The sequence below is a fragment of the Mesorhizobium sp. B2-4-7 genome (assembly GCF_006442685.1).
Classification (GTDB): Bacteria; Pseudomonadota; Alphaproteobacteria; order Rhizobiales; family Rhizobiaceae; genus Mesorhizobium.
This window is the reverse complement of record NZ_VFVH01000014.1, coordinates 130542-148773: the sequence shown is the minus strand read 5'-3', so window position 1 is coordinate 148773 and position 18232 is coordinate 130542. Positions and strand designations below refer to the sequence as shown.

The 18232-nt window shown below is 58.4% G+C and carries 13 protein-coding genes and 2 pseudogenes; 12 read left to right on the top strand and 3 right to left on the bottom strand.

What is annotated here, in order from left to right; translation table 11 throughout:
- A pseudogene (locus FJ946_RS31595) lies at nt 1-92 on the bottom strand (molybdate ABC transporter permease subunit); the annotation flags it as partial.
- A gap of 607 nt (nt 93-699) precedes the next feature.
- Here FJ946_RS31595 and FJ946_RS28535 point away from each other — a divergent pair.
- Nucleotides 700-1374: a hypothetical protein gene (locus FJ946_RS28535; RefSeq protein ID WP_140567311.1), complete on the top strand. Its 675-nt coding sequence runs from the start codon at nt 700-702 to the stop codon at nt 1372-1374.
- Nucleotides 1375-1477: 103 nt separating this feature from the next.
- On the opposite strand, the gene FJ946_RS28530 is transcribed toward FJ946_RS28535, so the two are convergent.
- The gene (locus FJ946_RS28530) at nt 1478-1735 is read right to left on the bottom strand and encodes a hypothetical protein (protein WP_140567308.1); all 258 of its coding nucleotides are present in this window, start codon (nt 1733-1735) and stop codon (nt 1478-1480) included.
- Between the two features lie 177 nt (nt 1736-1912).
- Between FJ946_RS28530 and FJ946_RS28525 the strand changes: the two genes are divergently transcribed.
- The gene (locus FJ946_RS28525) at nt 1913-3262 is read left to right on the top strand and encodes a UDP-glucose/GDP-mannose dehydrogenase family protein (protein WP_140525324.1); all 1350 of its coding nucleotides are present in this window, start codon (nt 1913-1915) and stop codon (nt 3260-3262) included.
- The gene (locus FJ946_RS28520; protein ID WP_140732303.1) at nt 3259-4287 is read left to right on the top strand and encodes an NAD-dependent epimerase/dehydratase family protein; all 1029 of its coding nucleotides are present in this window, start codon (nt 3259-3261) and stop codon (nt 4285-4287) included. Before FJ946_RS28525 ends, FJ946_RS28520 begins: the two co-directional genes overlap by 4 nt.
- Nucleotides 4288-4344: 57 nt before the next feature.
- Here the strand turns inward: FJ946_RS28520 and FJ946_RS28515 are convergent, their stop codons facing one another.
- Nucleotides 4345-5244, bottom strand: coding sequence for a formyltransferase family protein (locus tag FJ946_RS28515; protein WP_140513531.1), 900 nt, complete (start codon nt 5242-5244; stop codon nt 4345-4347).
- 433 nt (nt 5245-5677) lie between these two features.
- On the opposite strand from FJ946_RS28515, the gene FJ946_RS28510 reads away from it, so the two are divergent.
- The 9 genes and pseudogenes from FJ946_RS28510 (at nt 5678) to FJ946_RS28470 (ending at nt 18172) form a co-directional block, all read left to right on the top strand.
- Nucleotides 5678-6661, top strand: a complete 984-nt coding sequence (locus tag FJ946_RS28510) for a sulfotransferase domain-containing protein (protein ID WP_140513529.1) — start codon at nt 5678-5680, stop codon at nt 6659-6661.
- 17 nt (nt 6662-6678) lie between these two features.
- Entirely contained in the window at nt 6679-7782 is a 1104-nt protein-coding gene (locus FJ946_RS28505; RefSeq protein WP_140567303.1) for a glycosyltransferase family 4 protein, read from the top strand.
- A 372-nt stretch (nt 7783-8154) separates the two neighbouring features.
- Nucleotides 8155-9975, top strand: coding sequence for a sugar transferase (locus FJ946_RS31590; RefSeq protein ID WP_140498431.1), 1821 nt, complete (start codon nt 8155-8157; stop codon nt 9973-9975).
- Nucleotides 9976-10263: 288 nt separating this feature from the next.
- Entirely contained in the window at nt 10264-11667 is a 1404-nt protein-coding gene (locus FJ946_RS28495; RefSeq protein ID WP_224519136.1) for a lipopolysaccharide biosynthesis protein, read from the top strand.
- Entirely contained in the window at nt 11668-12663 is a 996-nt protein-coding gene (cysD, locus tag FJ946_RS28490) for a sulfate adenylyltransferase subunit CysD (protein ID WP_224619688.1), read from the top strand. It abuts the gene before it with no gap.
- Nucleotides 12663-14594, top strand: coding sequence for a sulfate adenylyltransferase subunit CysN (gene cysN, locus FJ946_RS28485; RefSeq protein ID WP_140567301.1), 1932 nt, complete (start codon nt 12663-12665; stop codon nt 14592-14594). Before cysD ends, cysN begins: the two co-directional genes overlap by 1 nt.
- 6 nt (nt 14595-14600) lie before the next feature.
- Complete coding sequence (locus FJ946_RS28480) at nt 14601-15818, top strand: glycosyltransferase family 4 protein (RefSeq protein WP_140498434.1); 1218 nt, start codon at nt 14601-14603, stop codon at nt 15816-15818.
- A gap of 12 nt (nt 15819-15830) precedes the next feature.
- Nucleotides 15831-15923, top strand: a pseudogene (locus FJ946_RS31370) (sulfotransferase); the annotation flags it as partial.
- 50 nt (nt 15924-15973) lie between these two features.
- Complete coding sequence (locus FJ946_RS28470) at nt 15974-18172, top strand: acyltransferase family protein (protein ID WP_140567298.1); 2199 nt, start codon at nt 15974-15976, stop codon at nt 18170-18172.
- Nucleotides 18173-18232: the final 60 nt, after the last annotated feature.

The following is an 18232-nucleotide window of genomic DNA, read 5'->3' as shown; positions in this document are numbered from 1 at the left end:
AAGCCGAGCGTCAATCCGAAACCCGGAATGACGCTCGGCTGTCGAAACCGCCAACCCGCCCGAGCGGGTGCTGTGATGGCCACTGCTGTCATGGAGTTCCGGATCGCCCCACTCTTCAAGCCAGATTGCCCTTCGCTATGACTTCAAGAGCCTTGGGCGTGCAAGTTCGTTGAAAGATACGGCGCCTACTTCCATTCGCCCAAAGGCGTGTGGATTTTCTTCCTTCGCCGTCATTCGGGCTTTCTCCAGCTCTTCTGACTACTCCTTACTGCGCAGGTCTCCAGGTCTGGTTGGATGAGCACCATAACCGAAATGATAGGGTACGCGCATTCTTCAATCGTCGAAAAATTAAGCCACAAGCCTTGCATGTCGCGACCAGCGTTGGGTCCCGAGCATCCACCGCGCGCATACCGCCCGGCAGACGGCGTTCGGCGGATCGGACGGCAGAATTTGCAGACGTCGTCGTGTGGACCAGGCGACGCCGACAATGACGAAAGCGAAGCTATGGCAGCAAGTAGTAGCGAACACAATCGCGCGCGGATCAGCCGACAGTCGGAAGTGGGACCCTTGCTCAAAAGAATAGGTTGGCCACGCCACTAAGATATCTCACGCGTTCCCGTGATGGCCTTCTACGCAATACAAAACCAACGCATCATGGAGCGCATAAATCAGATTAGAAATCCGCCTGGGGAGGAGGATATGAAAAACATCTCAAATGACCTGATGGAAATTGCCGGCCGAATTCGCCCTGCGCGGGAAGCCTTCGCGGAGGCGGACAGGAGGAGGGTCGAATCCGCTTTGGAGGCAGGACGACTTCTTTGCCAGGCCAAGGACGACTGCCTGCACCAGCAATGGATGGCTTTCCTGAGATGGGCCGATATGGATGAACAAGAGGCTCGAAAGCTGATGCAGCTTGCCCGCGCGGGACTGACATCGTGCATCGTTTCGGAAATCGGCGGCATCGATGCGGCACTGGCCTATCTTGTGGAGGCAAGATTGCCCGAGCCGGAAGAGTGCCTGACTGTTGGCCGCGTAGGCTGGCCGGAAAAGAACACGCCCTTCGCGATTATCAAACCCAATGCCGCGCATCCCGGCTATTACGATATCGCCATTGCCGACATGTGGGCCAATCCAGCAACGGTTTTCTCATCGAGAAAGCCGCTTCGGGGGGAAAGCATGAGGCAAGCCGACGGATCGTTCTTCAACAGCCTCTGGCATATTGTCGATCGTGAATTGGATGTCCCGCATTCGCAGCGCGAGTTCCAGATGATGCCGGCGGATCTGTTCTCGCGAGATGGTGCCTTCCTCTTCGCCAAGCCTGTCTCCGCGGCTGACAGTGCGACGGAAAGCGAGGCGCACAGCTACATTCTTTGAATGTTCGCCGGCAAATGCGACCGCGCGCAACCCGCAACAATTCCATTGCATGGACCGGAAAAACGCCCTGCCGGCCTCGGCGTGCTCTGCCTAGCGTTGTTCGTCACGGCAGAACACTCCAGCGCGCAGTCTCACCCGGACGAAGATCTATCATGCTCAGGCGAGGCTGTTCGAGGGCAATTTCCTGACTCGGCTCCCGGACGGCAAGTTGAAGCGAGAACCGAACTACCTCTAAGAGCATGGCAAAAAGACCAAACGGCCGCCGACCGGAATTTTGACGGAAAATGAACTCAAGCAATCGACGCGCCAATGAAGCGCCGTCAGCCGGCTTGCAGCCGAGCGTGGCTGCGCGCCAGATCATCTCGTCTCGTCCATTTGCAATGGCCATCAGCACTTAGCGTTGTCAAACCGCGCCAGACGACCGTCCGGGCCCATACCAGGTCTCGGAAGTGGTAATGTCTTATCCGATTGCGCACTCCATTTTCTTGGCCGCTGCTGGCTTAATCGCGTCAGTTGTCATCATCAGAGTGGCGGTTACATGCGCATCGCGATTGTTGGTTCGGGTTACGTGGGTCTTGTATCGGGCGCTTGCCTGGCTGATTTCGGCCATCAAGTCGTCTGCGTCGATAAGGCGGAGGCCAAGATTGCCGATCTCCAGGCCGGAAGAATGCCGATCTATGAGCCAGGTCTCGACGACCTCGTCGACAAGAATTCCGCGAGCGGCCAGCTCACCTTCACCAGCACGCTTACAGCGGCAGTCGCCGATGCGGACGTGGTGTTCATTGCCGTCGGGACGCCTTCGAGGCGAGGCGACGGCCATGCCGATCTGTCCTATGTCTACGAAGCGGCCCGGGAAATCGCGGCCGCTGTTCACGGGTTCACCGTGGTGGCAATCAAATCCACGGTGCCGGTGGGCACGGGGGATGAGGTCGAACGGATCATTCGCCAATGCAATCCCCTAGCCGATGTGGCCGTCGTCTCCAACCCGGAATTCCTGCGCGAAGGAGCCGCGATCGACGACTTCAAACGACCAGACCGGATCGTTATCGGCCTCCCGTCGGACGAGCGTGGCCGGGAGGTGATGGCGGAGGTGTATCGGCCGCTCTATCTCAACCAGGCACCCATCCTGTTTACCGGCCGCCGCACGTCCGAGCTGATCAAATATGCGGCCAACGCCTTCCTGGCGCTCAAGATCACGTTCATCAACGAGATCGCGGATCTCTGCGAGAGCGTGGGCGCGAACGTGCGCGAGGTAGCGCGGGGCATCGGGCTCGACAATCGCATCGGCTCAAAGTTCCTGCACGCCGGCCCGGGCTATGGAGGATCCTGTTTTCCAAAAGACACGCTGGCTTTGGTCAAGACGGCGCAGGACAGCGGCGCGCCATTGCGCCTGATCGAAACGACGGTTGCCGTGAACGACCAGCGAAAACGCACCATGGCGCGCAAGATCGTATTTGCCTGCGGCGGAGATGTCCGCGCAAAGACAGTGGCCTTGCTGGGTCTTACCTTCAAACCCAACACCGATGACATCCGTGAAGCGCCTTCCCTCTCGATCATCCAGGCCTTGATCGATTTTGGAGCACATGTCCGAGTGTATGACCCCGAAGGCATGGAACAGGCGAAAATCGTGCTCGGCACAAGCGTAAGCTATGCCGAAGGCGCCTATGAATGCGCCGAGGGCGCCGACGCGCTGGTCATCGTGACCGAGTGGAATCAGTTCCGCGCCCTGGATTTTGAACGACTGTCCCGCACGATGTCGAAACGGGTGGTGGTCGACCTGCGCAACATTTACCGGCGGGAAGACATCTCCAAGCACGGCTTCGAGTACGTGAATATCGGTGAGGGAGCGGTCGGAGACAAGGCAGTTTTCGCCGCGGCCGCGGAATGAGGTATCTGGTCACCGGCACCGCAGGATTCATCGGTTTTCACCTGGCGCGCCGGCTGCTCGACGACGGTCATCGCGTCACCGGCTTCGACGGCATGACGCCATACTATGACATCGTCCTGAAGCAGTCCCGACACGCCCTGCTTGAAAGATACGACGCCTTTCGCGCCCATATCGGCCAACTGGAAGACCTGGATGCCCTTCGCCGCGCCGCGGACTCCGCCCGGCCCGATGTGATCGTGCATCTGGCCGCGCAGGCCGGTGTCCGCTACTCAATCGACAATCCGCGAAGTTACACGGACAGCAATCTCGTCGGCTCGTTCAACGTCCTTGAGCTTGCGCGTGATCTCAAGCCCCGGCATTTGCTCCTTGCGTCCACGAGCTCGGCCTATGGAGCGAACGACAAGATGCCATTCGTCGAAACCGACAAGGCTGATTGGCCGTTAACCTTCTATGCGGCCACGAAGAAGGCGATGGAGGCGATGGCGCACTGCTATTCACATATCTTCGGAACGCCGACCACATGCTTCCGCTTCTTCACCGTATATGGCCCCTGGGGCCGGCCCGACATGGCCCTCTTCAAATTTGTCGACGCGATCGAGAACGGCCGTCCGATCGAAGTGTATGGCGAAGGCCTGATGAAGCGCGATTTCACTTATATCGATGATCTCGTCGAAGCCATCGTCCGACTCGTCGAATGCACGCCTGCGACAGGTCGCGCGGCGTCCGCTCCCGGCGTCGTCGACACGCTGTCACCCGTCGCGCCGTGGCGTGTCGTCAACATAGGCGGCGGCGAGCCTGTCGGGCTGCTGCCTTTCATCAAGACGATCGAGAACTGCCTGGGCAAACGCGCCATCCGCAAGATGTTGCCGATGCAGGCTGGCGACATGCGGGCAACCTATGCCGACCCCCGCCTGCTGGAGGCCCTTACGGGCTTTCGCCCTTGCACCAGCGTCGAGGACGGGGTGACCGCCTTCGTACGCTGGTATCTGGAAGAACGGCCGTCGCGGCCGACAATCGCCGCCTGAAGCGCGCAGACCTGTGCTCCGTGCACGCGCCTAGGTCCTTGGCGCGACACAGGTTGGTCATGCCGAGGCCAGCTTGGCATGTATCCTGGGCCTTTCGCCATGCCAGGATGTCACCTCAATGGCGGCTCCGTCTCCACAAAGCACTGTAAAGCCGCTGTCGGTATGAGTTTGGACCTGGCCGGTCAGCCCGATATGGCGCCCAGGCGGGGCAAACATGCGCGCCTTGTCGATCACGATCTTGGCACCGGCAGTGAAAGTGAAGGCGCCCGGATAGGGATCGCCGACGGCGCGGACGAAACGAAGGACATTCTCGGCAGCATCGCTCCAGTCGATTATTCCGTCATCGGCCGTGCGCTTTGCGCAATAGCTGGCAAGGGATTCGTCCTGCGCGACGCCCACGGCCTTGTCACGACTTATCGCCGAAACGACAAGCGGCGTCATCTCGAACAGTGCCTGCTTGTGCTTGTCGTAGAGCGAGCGCGCGGTCTCGTCCGGTGCCACGGCAAAAAGCTTCTGGAGGACGATAGGGCCACTGTCGACACCCTCGTCGAGCCGGAAGAAAGTCGAGCCCGTCTCCTTTTCATTCGCAATGATCGTCCAGGGGATCACCGCCCTGCCCCGAAAACGCGGTAACGGCGCCGGGTGAAAGCCGATCGAGCCATATCGGGCGACCGAGCGAAATTCGCCGCGGCAGATTTGCGACCAGCCGACCACCATCGTCAAATCGGGCCGCTCGGCTTCGAGCCTGTCGATCGTGTCGGGCGCATTGATGTCCTTGGTCAGGTGGACCGCGGCCCCGGCCAGACGTGCCGGCCCCGCCAGATCGACGAAATCGGAATGGCGTTTGGAAGCTTCGCCCGCAAGGGTGACAAGCAGCGAAGGCGTCATGCCAGCTTCGACAAGGGCATCGAATGCGACCCGAGATCCCTCCACCGCACCGACAAAGGCTATGCGCATGAATTCAGGGCTCCAACTCACCGGCGTGAGCGATAGATGGACACAGATCTCTTCTATTGTCTGCTTCGTTTCTGCGCCCAAGTCCTCCTTTAGAGGTAAACGGCAGCCGGCGATGCATCCCTATGTGCAACTCGTCCCTTCAAAGAAAGCTGGGTATTTAGGGGTTGCGACAGCGGGATTGGAATACGCGATGGACAGCTTCGCCGGCTTGGCATTCCTGGATCGCAGCGCCACTACAGTCGGGAAGGGCGGATCTGATCTGCTACGCATGGCGATCCTGCTTTCTGGACGCCGACGCATTTGTGCTTTCGTCCCGCTACGAAGATTGCGCGGTACCACTCAAGGCCATGGCCGGCAGCCCGCCCATCGCGTCCTTCGACTGCGACGTCATACATGCTGCGCTACGATCCCCAAGGACTGAAGACCTGTCACCATGCTGACGACCACCCGTCTGACATTGCATAAGATCGACGCCCGGATCAGGATGACCTGGGCTGCGTCGGGCGCAGACGCGTTTCTTGTCTCCTATCCCGAATCCGGAGCAACCCAGCTTAGACATATCCTTTCGGAATACTTTCGTCGCCACGCCAACGGCGAAAATGTCCATCTTTCGCCAATGTTCGAGGTTCTTCCGGATTTCGATCTCGATCCGACGAGGGGCATCCCGGCTTTTCGTTACACAGATGAGCGCCATCGTGTGCCGCTCGTCCTGGTTTCGCACCTCACCTATAGACGCTCGCTTTTTCTCAACCGACCCATCATCTTCATGACTCGAGATCCGCGCGACGTAATCGTGTCAGCTTATTTCGATGCCACACGTCACAAACGCTGCTTCGAAGGCACCATGGACGCGTTCATTGCCGATCGCGAACAAGGCCTGCCGGCTCTGATAGTATATCTGAATGATTGGGGTAGAGGTCTAAAGCATCACGTAAGTGCAGTATTGGGCTATGGGGAACTGACGGAGGACCCTATGGGTGCCTGCACGCGTATCCTGAGATTTCTCGGCCACACACCGTCCGTGCGCGCGCTTCAGGATTCTATCGACGCCTCGCGTTTCGATGTAATGCGTGAGCATGAGATGGCGGGCGGCCTAGCGGCCCACGATGGCGAAAGCCAGCATGCGCGTCCCGGCAAGGTCGGCGGCTTTTCCGATCATCTTAGTGATGCGCAAGCCGAACTCATTGAGCAGACCTGCATCGACTGGCTAACTCCAGCCGCGATCGAACTGCTTGCCCGTGGCGGAACGCGGCTCGCATGCGGCTGGTATGAACTTCGCCGCCAATTCATGGATGAACACGGCCAAGGCGAGACGATCAAGAGAGATCTTCCTGTCGTCGAATCCCTTTCCACCAATCCATGCAGCAACTTGGCGGAGATCGCCGAGAAGTATGGAAATAATCCATCGACGTCCTGACGTTAAGAGGGGAGTAAATGCGACTTGCGATTGTGCAGGCGGGCCTGGGTGCAGGAGGGACGGAGCGCGTCGTCAGTCTGCTTGCCGCAGATCGATGCAGGCGCGGAGATGAAGTCCATCTATTTGCTTTCGTGGGAGAGCAAGACAAGAGCTATTTTGCCCTGCACCCGAAGGTCACCGTCCACAGACTTGTAGAGGATGGAGCTTCGCGGCTTTCGAAACTCGGATTTGTCCGCAGCTTGCGGCGCGTGGTCGTGTTGCGCGCGGAATTCAAGCAGCTTCAGCCCACTCTGATCGTTTCATTTCTAACAAAGATTAATATTCTTTGCCTGCTGGCGGCGAAAAATCTTGGCATCCGGGTTATTATCTCGGAAAGAAACAATCCCAAAGCGCAGAAAAAACACGCCGCTTGGCGGCTCGTTTCTGGCATCATACTTCGGCAGGCGGATCGGCTCGTCATGCAGACTGATGCGATTGTCAAGACGCTTCCGGATACGCTCAGAAAAAAAGCCCACGTTATCGGAAATCCTTGCGAGGTCATCGGAAATCCGTGCGAGGCGACCGATGCCTACAAAGACCATGGCAATGAGATGTTTCGCCTGGTCGCCGTCGGACGCCTGGTGGAACAGAAAGGCTTCGACACGCTGATAAAGGCGTTTGCTAAAATCACTACCGAGTTTCCGGCATGGGCGTTGACAATCTTCGGCGAGGGACCTGATCGGGTTCTTCTTCAACGTCAGATCGATGCGTTGGATTTGGAGGACAGGGTAAAGCTTGCCGGCATTACCGAGCGTCCGGGCGAATGGGCGCGCGACGCCTCCCTCTTTGTCCTGCCGTCACGCTACGAAGGCTTTCCCAACGTGCTGATCGAGGCGATGGCGGCAGGCCTGCCCGTCGTCGCAACGGACTGCGATTTCGGTCCATCCGAAATCATCGAACCAGGCGTTTCGGGTCTGCTGGTACCAGTCGACGATGTTGCCGAGTTGGCATCCGCGATGGCATGCCTGATGCGAAACAATGCTCTTCGCCACAAAATGGGTAGATCGGCCCGGAAAACGATCGATCGGTTCTCAATGCAGCAGATTGCGGAGAAATGGGACTCCGCTTTGACGAAATTCTGAAAATGAAGGCAATCGATCACGAACTCAGTTATTCAGGTGCGCGATCTACGAATGAAAAATATCCGATGCCGGACAAGAACACCTCGAGCGTTTTCAAATCTGGCGCACATATCCTGATGTTCATCCGGAGAATGATCTTTGATAGGCGCACTTTACAGCCAATGTAACTAAAAGCGGCGACCTGTCGCGCGTGGAAGGCAATGCCCGCACATCGTCCCTGATTGGGATCGGTCTCAAGACACAAGGCACATGTAGACTTCGAGATTGTGTCCCGTGGCGTGGCCTGGCTTTTGACCACTACGAAGCCTTGCGGTTGGCCAGAGGACGTATCAGCGAGCTGCGGCAGGCATGCCGATGAAAGGAGCATCGCTCATGAAACGCACGTTCGACCTGCTCGGTGCCGCCTGCCTTCTGCTGCTGATGTCGCCCTTCATCGCGGTGCTTTCAATAGCAGTCGCGCTGCTTCTTGGGCGGCCTGTTTTTTTCCGCCAGGAACGTCCCGGCCTGCACGGGAAACCATTCAAGATAATCAAGCTCAGAACGATGACCGATCGTCGGGATCGTCATGGCCGGCTGCTTCCCGATGCTGACAGGCTGACTGGCTTTGGCAGCTTTCTGCGCGCAAGCAGCCTTGATGAGCTGCCCGAATTGATCAATGTATTGCGGGGTGAGATGAGCCTCGTCGGGCCTCGTCCCCTCTTGATGGAGTATCTCCCCCGCTATAGCCCTGAGCAGGCGCGTCGTCACCAAGTCATTCCCGGCATCACAGGTTTGGCGCAGGTGAACGGCCGCAACGCACTTGATTGGGAGAACCGCTTCGTCCTGGACGTCTGGTATGTCGATCACCGGACCTTCGCACTTGACCTGAAAATTCTCTGCCTGACCTTTTACAAGATCTTCACCCGAGAGGGGATCAGCGCCGCGGGACACGCCACCATGCCCGAGTTCATGGGCTCGCAGGTTTTGCAGTCGGGCGGGCCGTTGAGGACGTCTGGATCGCGCCTGCCACGGTTGGCCGCAAGGGTTGCAGCCATCGGTATTCTGCTAGAACTTGGGACTGCCGCTTTCGTTTTTGTTGTCGATCCATATGGGATCAACCATCATCTGGAGATTCCTGATTTCAATGCCGAAAAGACACATCGCCTTTCGATCGGTACGACAGCCGAGCGCTCACTACGTCTATGGCTCACCGACTACGACACTTTGATCCTCGGCGGCTCGCGGGCGCGCGTCGGGCTTGATCCCGCCGGACCGAGCCTAGCTAGGCTGAAGGCCTACAATGCCGCGGTTCCGCATGCGAGCATGGTCGAACTCTATGACATTGGCATGTTCGCCCTGGCTCACGGCGCACCCCGCCGGATGATCGTCAATCTCGATTTCTCCATGTTTGAGGCGGACCGAACGGAAACCCAAGATTTTCCGGAGTCCGGCTTTGCCGGAGTTCCAATGCCTATCGTTTATGCGCGGTCCCTGTTCTCCCCCGAAAGCTTTATCGACGCTTTGCGGACGGTGCACGCCAACAGCATTGGATTTCGGGAGACCGACAAGGAAGACGGTTTTCACCAGATCATGTTGGCACATAATTACAGCTACAGACAGGTGTCCGACCAGAGGCTGAATCGGTTGATGGCGGAGTTTTCGTCTCCCGGCAGCTTCGATTATGACATCACCAGAATCGGCCTGTTGCATGACCTGCTGGATCGTCTCACCGCCGCTGGAGTAGACGTCACGCTCTTCATTTCGCCGATACATGCTCGTCAGATGGAAGCACTCAGGGCCATGGGGCTACTCCCGGTTTACGACCGCTGGCGTGTGGATCTGACGTATACCGTAAGTCAGGTCAACGCATCCAAGACAGCCACGTCTGAAGTGAAACTGTGGGATTTTAGCGGCTATAACTCCGTTACAATGGAAGACATTCCGGATCCGGGCGATCGTCATCAGACGATGCGGTGGTACTGGAGCTCTGCGCGTTACACTCCGGCCTTGGGAGAGTTGATGCTGGATCGCATGCTCGGCCAAGCCTATTCGGGCCCGTCGGATTTCGGCATATCTCTTACCGGATCCAACCTTAGATCAATCCTCGACCAACAGCGAAAGAGGCGCACCATATATGTCGTGCTTCATCCCGAGGAGATTAATAGGATATGGAGCCGTTTGCTTTTATTTAAATTTACAAAGCCAAATATCTAGGCAATTTTCTCTTTATTAGTTCGGTATGTCTTATAGTTCTACTTTTTTGTTCCGCATATATTTAGCGATAAAACGGCCATGAAGCTGCTACCGCTAATGGGGTAGGCCATCGGTCGTAGCGGCGATCAGGTCCTAGCTTATTGGGGTTGCGACAGGACCAAACTTGGTCGTGGCGGCTTTCTGGTTTCTGCCGATGATGGATGCATCGGCAGAAACAATCCCGGAGAACGACCAAGGGACGCGTACTGCCGATCAAGAATGAGCGGGGCGACTTTGGCTACGGTTGCGATGATCGGAAGACTGGCTCGACGGGTGCTGCAAGCTGCCAGGCGCAAGAGTGCGGGCCGCACGCGCCTGGCCAATATCGCACACCTTCTGACCGGCAATTTTCTTGGCTCATTGCTGGCGCTTGTAGCCTTTACGCTTTCAGCACGAGCGCTTGGCGTGACGAACTATGGTGAGCTTGCATTGATCATCGCGTTCACAAGGGTCGTCGAGCGCGTTGTCAGCTTCCAGTCGTGGCAGCCAATTATCAAATACGCAGCCGGCATGAACGCATCCGAGGGCCACGAGAATTTGCGCGTCCTCATGAAGTTCGGCCTGCTTATCGATGTCGGCGCCGCTGTCAGCGCCTGGGTCGTCGCCATTGGCGCGGCCCTTCTCATTGCGCCGGTTTTCGGTTGGTCGACGCAAATTGTGCATCTTCTTGTTCTCTACTCCAGCGTTCTGCTATTTCAGATTTCCGGCGTCCCCGTGGCTGTCCAACGCATGGCCGGCAACTTTCGCCTCCTCGCCTATGGGCAGCTGCTCAACGCCGTTCTGCGCGTATTGCTGTGTCTGCTCGGCGTGCTGCTCAACGGCGATCTCGCTTACTTCACGGCGGTTTGGGCCGGAACGCAGATCCTCGGCTCCCTGGCGCTCCTGACGCTGACCATGCGCGCGCTACACAGGCAGGGTGTCCACAATGTCCTGGGCGCGCCTTTGGCCGGCATCACACGCCGCTTCCCTGGCATCTGGAATTTCGCGTGGTCGTCGAACATCTCACTCACTTTGCGCGCGAGCGCGCAAGAACTCGATACGCTGCTGGTGGGATGGCTAGCCGACCCGGCCTCGGCTGGCTTGTACCAGATCGCCAAGCGTATAGGCCGCGTCGGCCAGCAAGTAGGCCCGCAGGTGCAAAACGTTCTCTATCCCGATGTCGCCCGCCTTTGGGCAAAAGGCAGCATCGAGGAATTCAAGCGGGTGATCTTTCAGACCGAAGCCATGCTGCTCTGCTTTGGCGTCATTTGCGTCCTGGTCGTGGCGGTGCTCATCCGGCCGCTGCTCGCCTGGACCGCGGGACCGGAGTTCATAGGCGCAGCCAGCCTCGTCATCGTGCAGATGGTGGCGGTCACGTTCGTGCTTTCGGGCTCAGCCGCCCGCTCGGCGCTGCTTGCCATGGGCCGGCAACGTGAGGTGTTGCGCATTGTTGTCGTTGCCACAGCCGCCTTCCACGTGACGGCCCTCCTGCTCATCCCGCGGATCGGCGCGATGGGGGGCAATATTGCCCATATCGTCCTGGGCATTCTGTGGGCCTTCGGCCTGGCGCTTTCGTTGCGACAGGCGCTCAAGACCGCCCATCATCCCGACCGGCAAACCCCGCCGGCGGACGCTCTCAACCAAGCAAGTCTTGCCCCTTCAAAGGCGATCTAGATGTCTCTTGCACCTCAAGCTCTTGCCCCTCAAGCCCAGGCACCTCAAGCCCTGGTCACTTTGCCTGCAGCGCAGCGGCGCTCGCCTTCCTCTCCTTCGTGGCTCACACATCTGCAACGACTCGAGGCTGAATCAATCCATATCATTCGCGAGGTCGTCGCCGAACTGCGCAACCCGGTGATGTTGTATTCGGTGGGCAAGGACTCGGCCGTAATGCTCCATCTCGCGATGAAGGCCTTCTATCCGTCGCAACTGCCGTTCCCCCTTCTCCACATCGACACGACGTGGAAATTCAAAGAAATGATCCGTTTCCGCGACGAGACTGTCGCGCGGCTTGGCCTGAAGCTGCTGGTGCGTCGCAACGAGGCCGGCCTGGCCGAAGGGATCACGCCATTTACACATGGCTCGTCGACCTACACGCAGATCATGAAGACGGAGGCGCTGAAATCGGCACTGACCTCGCTCGGCTTCGACGCCGCTTTCGGCGGCGCGCGGCGCGACGAGGAAAAGAGCCGCGCGAAAGAACGGGTGTTTTCGCTGCGCAGCGATAGCCATGGCTGGGATCCAAAGAACCAGCGCCCGGAACTATGGAACCTCTACAACGGCCGGCTGAAACCAGGGGAGTCCGTCCGGGTCTTTCCTCTCTCGAACTGGACCGAAACCGACATATGGCAGTACATCATGAGGGAGAACATCCCCATCGTCTCGCTGTATTTCGCGGCCAAACGCCCCGTGGTGGAGCGCGACGGACAGTTGATCATGGTGGACGACGATCGTCTGCCGCTCCGCCCAGGCGAATCCCCCGAAATGCGCTCGGTACGCTTCCGCACGCTTGGCTGCTATCCCCTCACCGCGGCCACTGAAAGCACTGCCGCGTCTGTTCCCGAAGTGCTCCAGGAAATGCTTGTCGTGAGGACCTCCGAGCGATCAGGTCGGCTGATCGACCATGACGAGGCAACCTCGATGGAAAAGAAAAAGCGCGAGGGGTACTTCTGATGCTGGGTTTTGCTCAAACCACGGAACTCGAATCTTCTTCGATAGACGAGATCACTTCGCAATATCTTGCTGTCCACGAGAAGAAGAGCCTGCTGCGATTTTTGACATGCGGCAGCGTGGACGACGGCAAGTCGACGCTGATCGGCAGGCTGCTCTACGACACGAAGCTGCTGATGGAAGACCAGCTTGCCACACTTACCCGCGATTCCCAACGCCACGGCACAACCGGCGGCGATCTCGACTTCGCCCTTCTGGTCGACGGTCTGGCCAGCGAGCGCGAACAGGGCATTACGATCGACGTGGCCTATCGTTTCTTCGCCACGGAACGGCGCAAATTCATAGTCGCCGACACGCCCGGCCATGAGCAATACACCCGCAACATGGCTACTGGCGCATCCAATGCCGACCTGGCGATCATTCTTGTCGATGCGCGGCAGGGCATTCTGACCCAGACACGCCGACATTCCTTCATCGTTTCGCTGCTCGGAATCCGGCATGTCGTCCTTGCGGTCAACAAAATCGACCTGGTCGATTATTCGCAAACGGTATTCGACGAGATCGAGGCGACCTATCGAAGCTTCGCGGAACCGCTTGGCTTCGCGTCTCTGGATGCCATCCCGCTGTCGGCGCGTTATGGCGACAATGTTCTTTCGAAAGGCGAGAACCTGCCCTGGTATCGGGGCCCGACGCTCATCGAGCATCTGGAAACCGTCGAGGTGGAACGAGACCGCCGTAGCGCGCCTTTCCGGATGCCGGTGCAATGGGTCAATCGCCCGAACCTCGACTTTCGCGGGTTTGCCGGCACCATCGCCGCCGGCGTGATCCGGCCGGGAGACCGTGTGGTCGTGGCACGATCCGGCGTGACGAGCCTGGTCAAGCGCATCGTCACCCAGGACGGAGACCTGTCGGAGGCAGCGGCCGGCGAGGCTGTCACGCTGACGCTCGAAGACGAGATCGACGTTTCTCGCGGCGACGTCCTGGCGGGGGCGGCGGAGCGCCCGGAAGTGTCAGACCAGTTTGCGGCCCATCTGCTCTGGATGCACGAGGATCCATTGATCCCCGGCCGCCCGTATCTGATCAAGCTCGCCACCAGCGTGGTGGGTGCGAGCGTTACGCAGATAAAACACCGGGTTGACATCAATAATTTTGCAAAACTGGCAGCAAAAACCCTCGAGAAGAACGACGTCGGCTTCGTCAACTTGACGACACAGGCACCGCTCGCCTTCGACCCGTTCTCCAACGTGCACGAAACCGGCGCGTTCATCGTCATCGACCGGATCAACAACCACACGGTCGGTGCCGGAATGATCGACTTCAGTCTGCGCAGGGCGAACAACGTCCATTGGCAAGCACTGGATGTCGACATGAATGCGCGGGCGATCGCCAAAGGTCAAAAGCCCGTGGTGCTGTGGTTCACAGGCCTGTCGGGCTCCGGAAAGTCGACGATCGCGAATCTCGTGGAGAAGCGCCTCCATGCGATCGGCAGGCACACCTACCTTCTGGACGGCGACAATGTTCGCCATGGCTTGAATCGAGATCTCGGCTTTACCGACGCGGATCGCGTGGAGAACATTCGTCGCGTCGCCGAGGCCGCCAAGCTGATGGTCGACGCGGGGCTGATAGCGCTCACTTCATTCATTTCGCCATTCCAGGCGGAGCGGCGGATGGCGCGCGACCTCTTCGGCCCAGGGCAGTTTATCGAGATCTTCATCGACACACCACTGGAGGTCGCTGAAAGCCGCGACCCGAAGGGCCTTTATCGACGCGCCCGAAATGGGTTGATCCAGAATTTCACGGGCATCGGCAGTCCCTATGAGCGCCCGGAAGCGCCACAGATCACGGTTACGCCGGATCTGAGCGCCGAGGAGGCCGCGGAAGTGATCGTCAGCTACCTCGAACGAGGCAGCTACCTCGGAACCGCGACCGGGTAACAGGCGATGGTTGGAGGAGCTAGCCAAGGGCCGATACGGGTTTGCTTTCCATTTATCGGTGATGATGTCGGTGGAAGCCACATCTCGGCGCTCAAGCTCATCCAGAACCTCGATACATCGAAGGTCGTTCCGATTCTGGTGCTTCAGGAAACGGCCGGGCCTCTGGCGGCCTTTCTGCAAATGGAGGGCCAGCCCTTCACGGGTTTTCCGCTGCCGACGACTTCGCCTGGAAAGGGAATAATCCCCGGCGATGTCATGACCTATCTGACCAGTACGCTTCCGCGCATGCGGCGTTTCATCAAGGAGCAGAAGTTCGATATCGTTCACACCAATGACGGCAGGACGCATGTGAATTGGGGCATTGCGGCGAGGCTGGCAGGTGCTCGGCTGGTTTGGCATCATCGCGGCGACCCCGACGCCAAGGGCGCTAACGTGCTTGCGCCGCTCATCGCGCATCGCATGGTGACGGTGTCGCGATTTTCGCGACCGCGGCATCCGATCAGATCCCTCAAGGGACGGCTCAGCGTCATCCATAGTCCCTTCGACCATCCGTCGACTGTGCCTGACAGGATCGCGGCCAAGGCCGCACTTCTGGACGAGCTAGGCCTTGCACCAGGAACACGCGTCCTGAGCTTCATCGGCGGGCTGATCGAACGAAAGCGGCCGCTCCTCTTCATCGATATCCTTGATCGTTTCGTGCGGGAGCATCCGCAAATCCCGGTCGTCGGCTGCGTGTTCGGGAATTCACCCGCGGGCTCGCAAGATCTTGAAGCGGCCGCCCGCGTGCGCTGCGCCGAGCGCGGGCTCGGCCAAACGGTGCGCTTCATGGGTTTTCGCAACCCGATCGAACCTTTCCTCGCGGCAACGGATGTTCTGGTGGTTCCCGCCATGGGAGAGCCCTTCGGCCGAACCCTTATCGAGGCGATGTTTCTTGGGACGCCGGTGGTTGCAACCGATCATGGCGGCAATCCGGAAGCTATCGAGAACGGGCGGACCGGATTTCTGGTCACACCGGAAGACGCCGGGGCCTTCATGGAGCCGCTATCGCGGTTGCTGTCCAATCCGCCGCTCTGGGCCCGGATCAGCGATGCAGCCCGCGACCACGCCTTCTTCTCCTACAGCACGCACCGCCATGTCGAAAATGTCATGAAGATCTATGACAGGGCGCTTTGCTCCCGCAAAGCCGGCTTGGCGACCGACCTAACCAGCGAAATCGGCGGTTAAAGGATTTTCGCAATGCGGGTAGAGCACATCGATTTCCTTGTCATCGGAGCCGCAAAAAGCACAACGACCTGGCTGCAGCAGCAGCTTCAGGCCGATCCGAGCGTCAGCACGCCGGCATCCTGATAGACGCATCCAAGGGAAGGGCCTCCTTTGACATGAGTGAGTTTCACGAAAAGTCAGCTGCGCCATTGACATATGGTTCCCCCGGCATTGATCGAGGTCTGCCGTACGAAGCCCATCATCCTGCTCGCAATGCGAACCAAGACACGGGAGCTGCCCAGAGTGGGATCGTGGCCACGACCCCGGCCGGTCAAGTTGGATATCGCCGCGAAATTGACGGCCTGAGGGCGATCGCAGTCGTTCTGGTGATCCTCTACCATTCAGGGCTTCGCGTCGCGGGCCTTGACCCCTTTGCGGGCGGTTTTATTGGCGTTGATGTCTTTTTTGTTATTAGCGGCTATCTGATTGGCTCGATTGTACAGCGGGAAGTCATGGATGGGACTTTCTCGTTCGCCAATTTTTACGAGCGTCGCGCGAGACGGATCCTACCTGCGCTGTATACCGTCTTAGCAGTAACGATCCCCTTCGCTTGGCTATATATGCTGCCGAGTGCCTTTAGAGACTATTCGGCGAGCCTTTTGGCAACCGTGTTTTCAGCCTCCAATCTATATTTCTGGCATGTTGCGAGCTATGACGCAGCCGACAATCTTTTTCGTCCATTAATTCACACCTGGAGCTTGGGGGTCGAAGAACAGTTCTACGTGATCTTCCCTTGCTTTCTTCTACTGGTGTGGAAATTTTCTCGGAAATTTTTAACAGCCATCCTGTGCATTGGGCTCGTCGTTTCGTTCATTCTTGCGGAGTGGATGACGCGGCATTTCCCGGACGCATCTTTTTTTCTACTGCCAACCCGAATCTGGGAACTAGGGTTGGGGGTGTTTCTGGCAAGACGTGAATTGACTGGCGGCCGGCTTGTGTCGATGCGCTCTTCGCGAGTCGCGCCTGCGGTCGGTTTGGCGCTCCTGATCTGCTCGGTGCCGCTGATGAGGCCGCAGTGGCATCACCCAGGACTTGTAACGTTGATCCCGGTTGCAGGAACGGCATTGCTTATCTGGTATACAGGGCACGGCGATCCCATTACACGAGCGCTTTCCTCCCAGCCATTTGTATTTGTCGGCCTGATATCATATTCCCTCTACCTTTGGCACCAGCCGATATTTGCTTTCGGCAGATTGAGTGTGACCAATTCTGTCGATGGAACGATGGTATTTTGTTGGATTTTGATGTCTGTCATACTTGCCACTGCGACTTACCGCTTCGTTGAGATGCCGACTCGCAGCAGAAAGCGAACCAGCAAGCGCGTTATATGGCTGATTGCCTCACTGGGGGCCGTGTTACTCAGCGGCGGCGGATACTACTGGTATGTCCAAAATGGCATGCCAAGCCGTTTTGCGGACGGCCTGGCCCCGATTGCCGCTGCATCCGATATTCGCGAGGCTCAGATCTTTCAGAACGGGAAGAGCTGTCTCAACTTTGCGCCTGAACAGGGCCCTTGTACCTTTCATGGCTCGAATCCCGAGGGCTATGCTCTTGTTAGTTTAGGTGACTCTCACGCTCGCACTCTGCTTGGTCCGATGCGAGACAGCCTCGATGACTACCGAGATATCGCCTCGTTCACACCGCTCAATCGAGGCGGCTGCGTATTTCTCCTCGGTCTGCAAAGGGTTGACGTGGACCAACCGGGTTGTCCAGGCGACTACAATGACAAGAGGCTCGACTACGTAGGCAGGCTGAAGCGACCGATAGCCGTGCTCTTGTGGCGTCTCCCCATTCTCGTGGAGCAGAGCCGTTACAACAATGGCGAGGGGGGAATCGAGCCGGGCGACGATCACCCGCATTTGGCCAAGCTGGGTGAAACCGGGCCCGCCGATCCGGCTGCAGTCGCCACGGCCATTTCCCGCACCATAAACACACTTCTGGAGCGCGGGGTGAAAGTTGTCTTAGTCTATCCTGTCCCGGAGATGGGTTGGAACGTCCCGCAGGTGCTTCTCATGCGGGCCAGACGCCAGAACGATCCTGCAGCTTATATGCAGGCGGACCCGATTTCGGTTTCCTACGGGGATTTCCGCCGGCGAACGCAACGGACATACGCATTATACGATAATGTCGGATCCGATCCAAATCTCGTGCGTGTGTATCCGGAGAAGGCCTTCTGCGATCAACAGCGCTGTTTCGCCAATCGAGGCTCTCAGATTTTTTATCGGGACGATAACCATCTCAGCGAGACCGGGGCGTCCAAGCTCAACGTTTTGATCATGGACGCCATCAAAGCACGGTGGGGAAATGACCGATGACAGGCGAAGGAAGAGCCGTGGACTTTTTCGACCGGGAAGTCTTATGCGACGTCCCAGCAC

What these genes read in the sequence shown, in the direction of transcription:
- FJ946_RS28520 (WP_140732303.1), top strand. Translation starts at nt 3,259, where the DNA reads ATGAGGTATCTGGTCACCGGCACCGCAGGATTCATCGGTTTTCACCTG.
- cysN (WP_140567301.1), top strand. Translation starts at nt 12,663, where the DNA reads ATGCTGGGTTTTGCTCAAACCACGGAACTCGAATCTTCTTCGATAGAC.
- FJ946_RS28530 (WP_140567308.1), bottom strand. Translation starts at nt 1,735, where the DNA reads ATGATCTGGCGCGCAGCCACGCTCGGCTGCAAGCCGGCTGACGGCGCT.
- FJ946_RS28525 (WP_140525324.1), top strand. Translation starts at nt 1,913, where the DNA reads ATGCGCATCGCGATTGTTGGTTCGGGTTACGTGGGTCTTGTATCGGGC.
- FJ946_RS28470 (WP_140567298.1), top strand. Translation starts at nt 15,974, where the DNA reads ATGAGTGAGTTTCACGAAAAGTCAGCTGCGCCATTGACATATGGTTCC.
- FJ946_RS28480 (WP_140498434.1), top strand. Translation starts at nt 14,601, where the DNA reads ATGGTTGGAGGAGCTAGCCAAGGGCCGATACGGGTTTGCTTTCCATTT.
- FJ946_RS28495 (WP_224519136.1), top strand. Translation starts at nt 10,264, where the DNA reads ATGATCGGAAGACTGGCTCGACGGGTGCTGCAAGCTGCCAGGCGCAAG.
- FJ946_RS28535 (WP_140567311.1), top strand. Translation starts at nt 700, where the DNA reads ATGAAAAACATCTCAAATGACCTGATGGAAATTGCCGGCCGAATTCGC.
- cysD (WP_224619688.1), top strand. Translation starts at nt 11,668, where the DNA reads ATGTCTCTTGCACCTCAAGCTCTTGCCCCTCAAGCCCAGGCACCTCAA.
- FJ946_RS28505 (WP_140567303.1), top strand. Translation starts at nt 6,679, where the DNA reads ATGCGACTTGCGATTGTGCAGGCGGGCCTGGGTGCAGGAGGGACGGAG.
- FJ946_RS28515 (WP_140513531.1), bottom strand. Translation starts at nt 5,244, where the DNA reads ATGCGCATAGCCTTTGTCGGTGCGGTGGAGGGATCTCGGGTCGCATTC.
- FJ946_RS28510 (WP_140513529.1), top strand. Translation starts at nt 5,678, where the DNA reads ATGCTGACGACCACCCGTCTGACATTGCATAAGATCGACGCCCGGATC.
- FJ946_RS31590 (WP_140498431.1), top strand. Translation starts at nt 8,155, where the DNA reads ATGAAACGCACGTTCGACCTGCTCGGTGCCGCCTGCCTTCTGCTGCTG.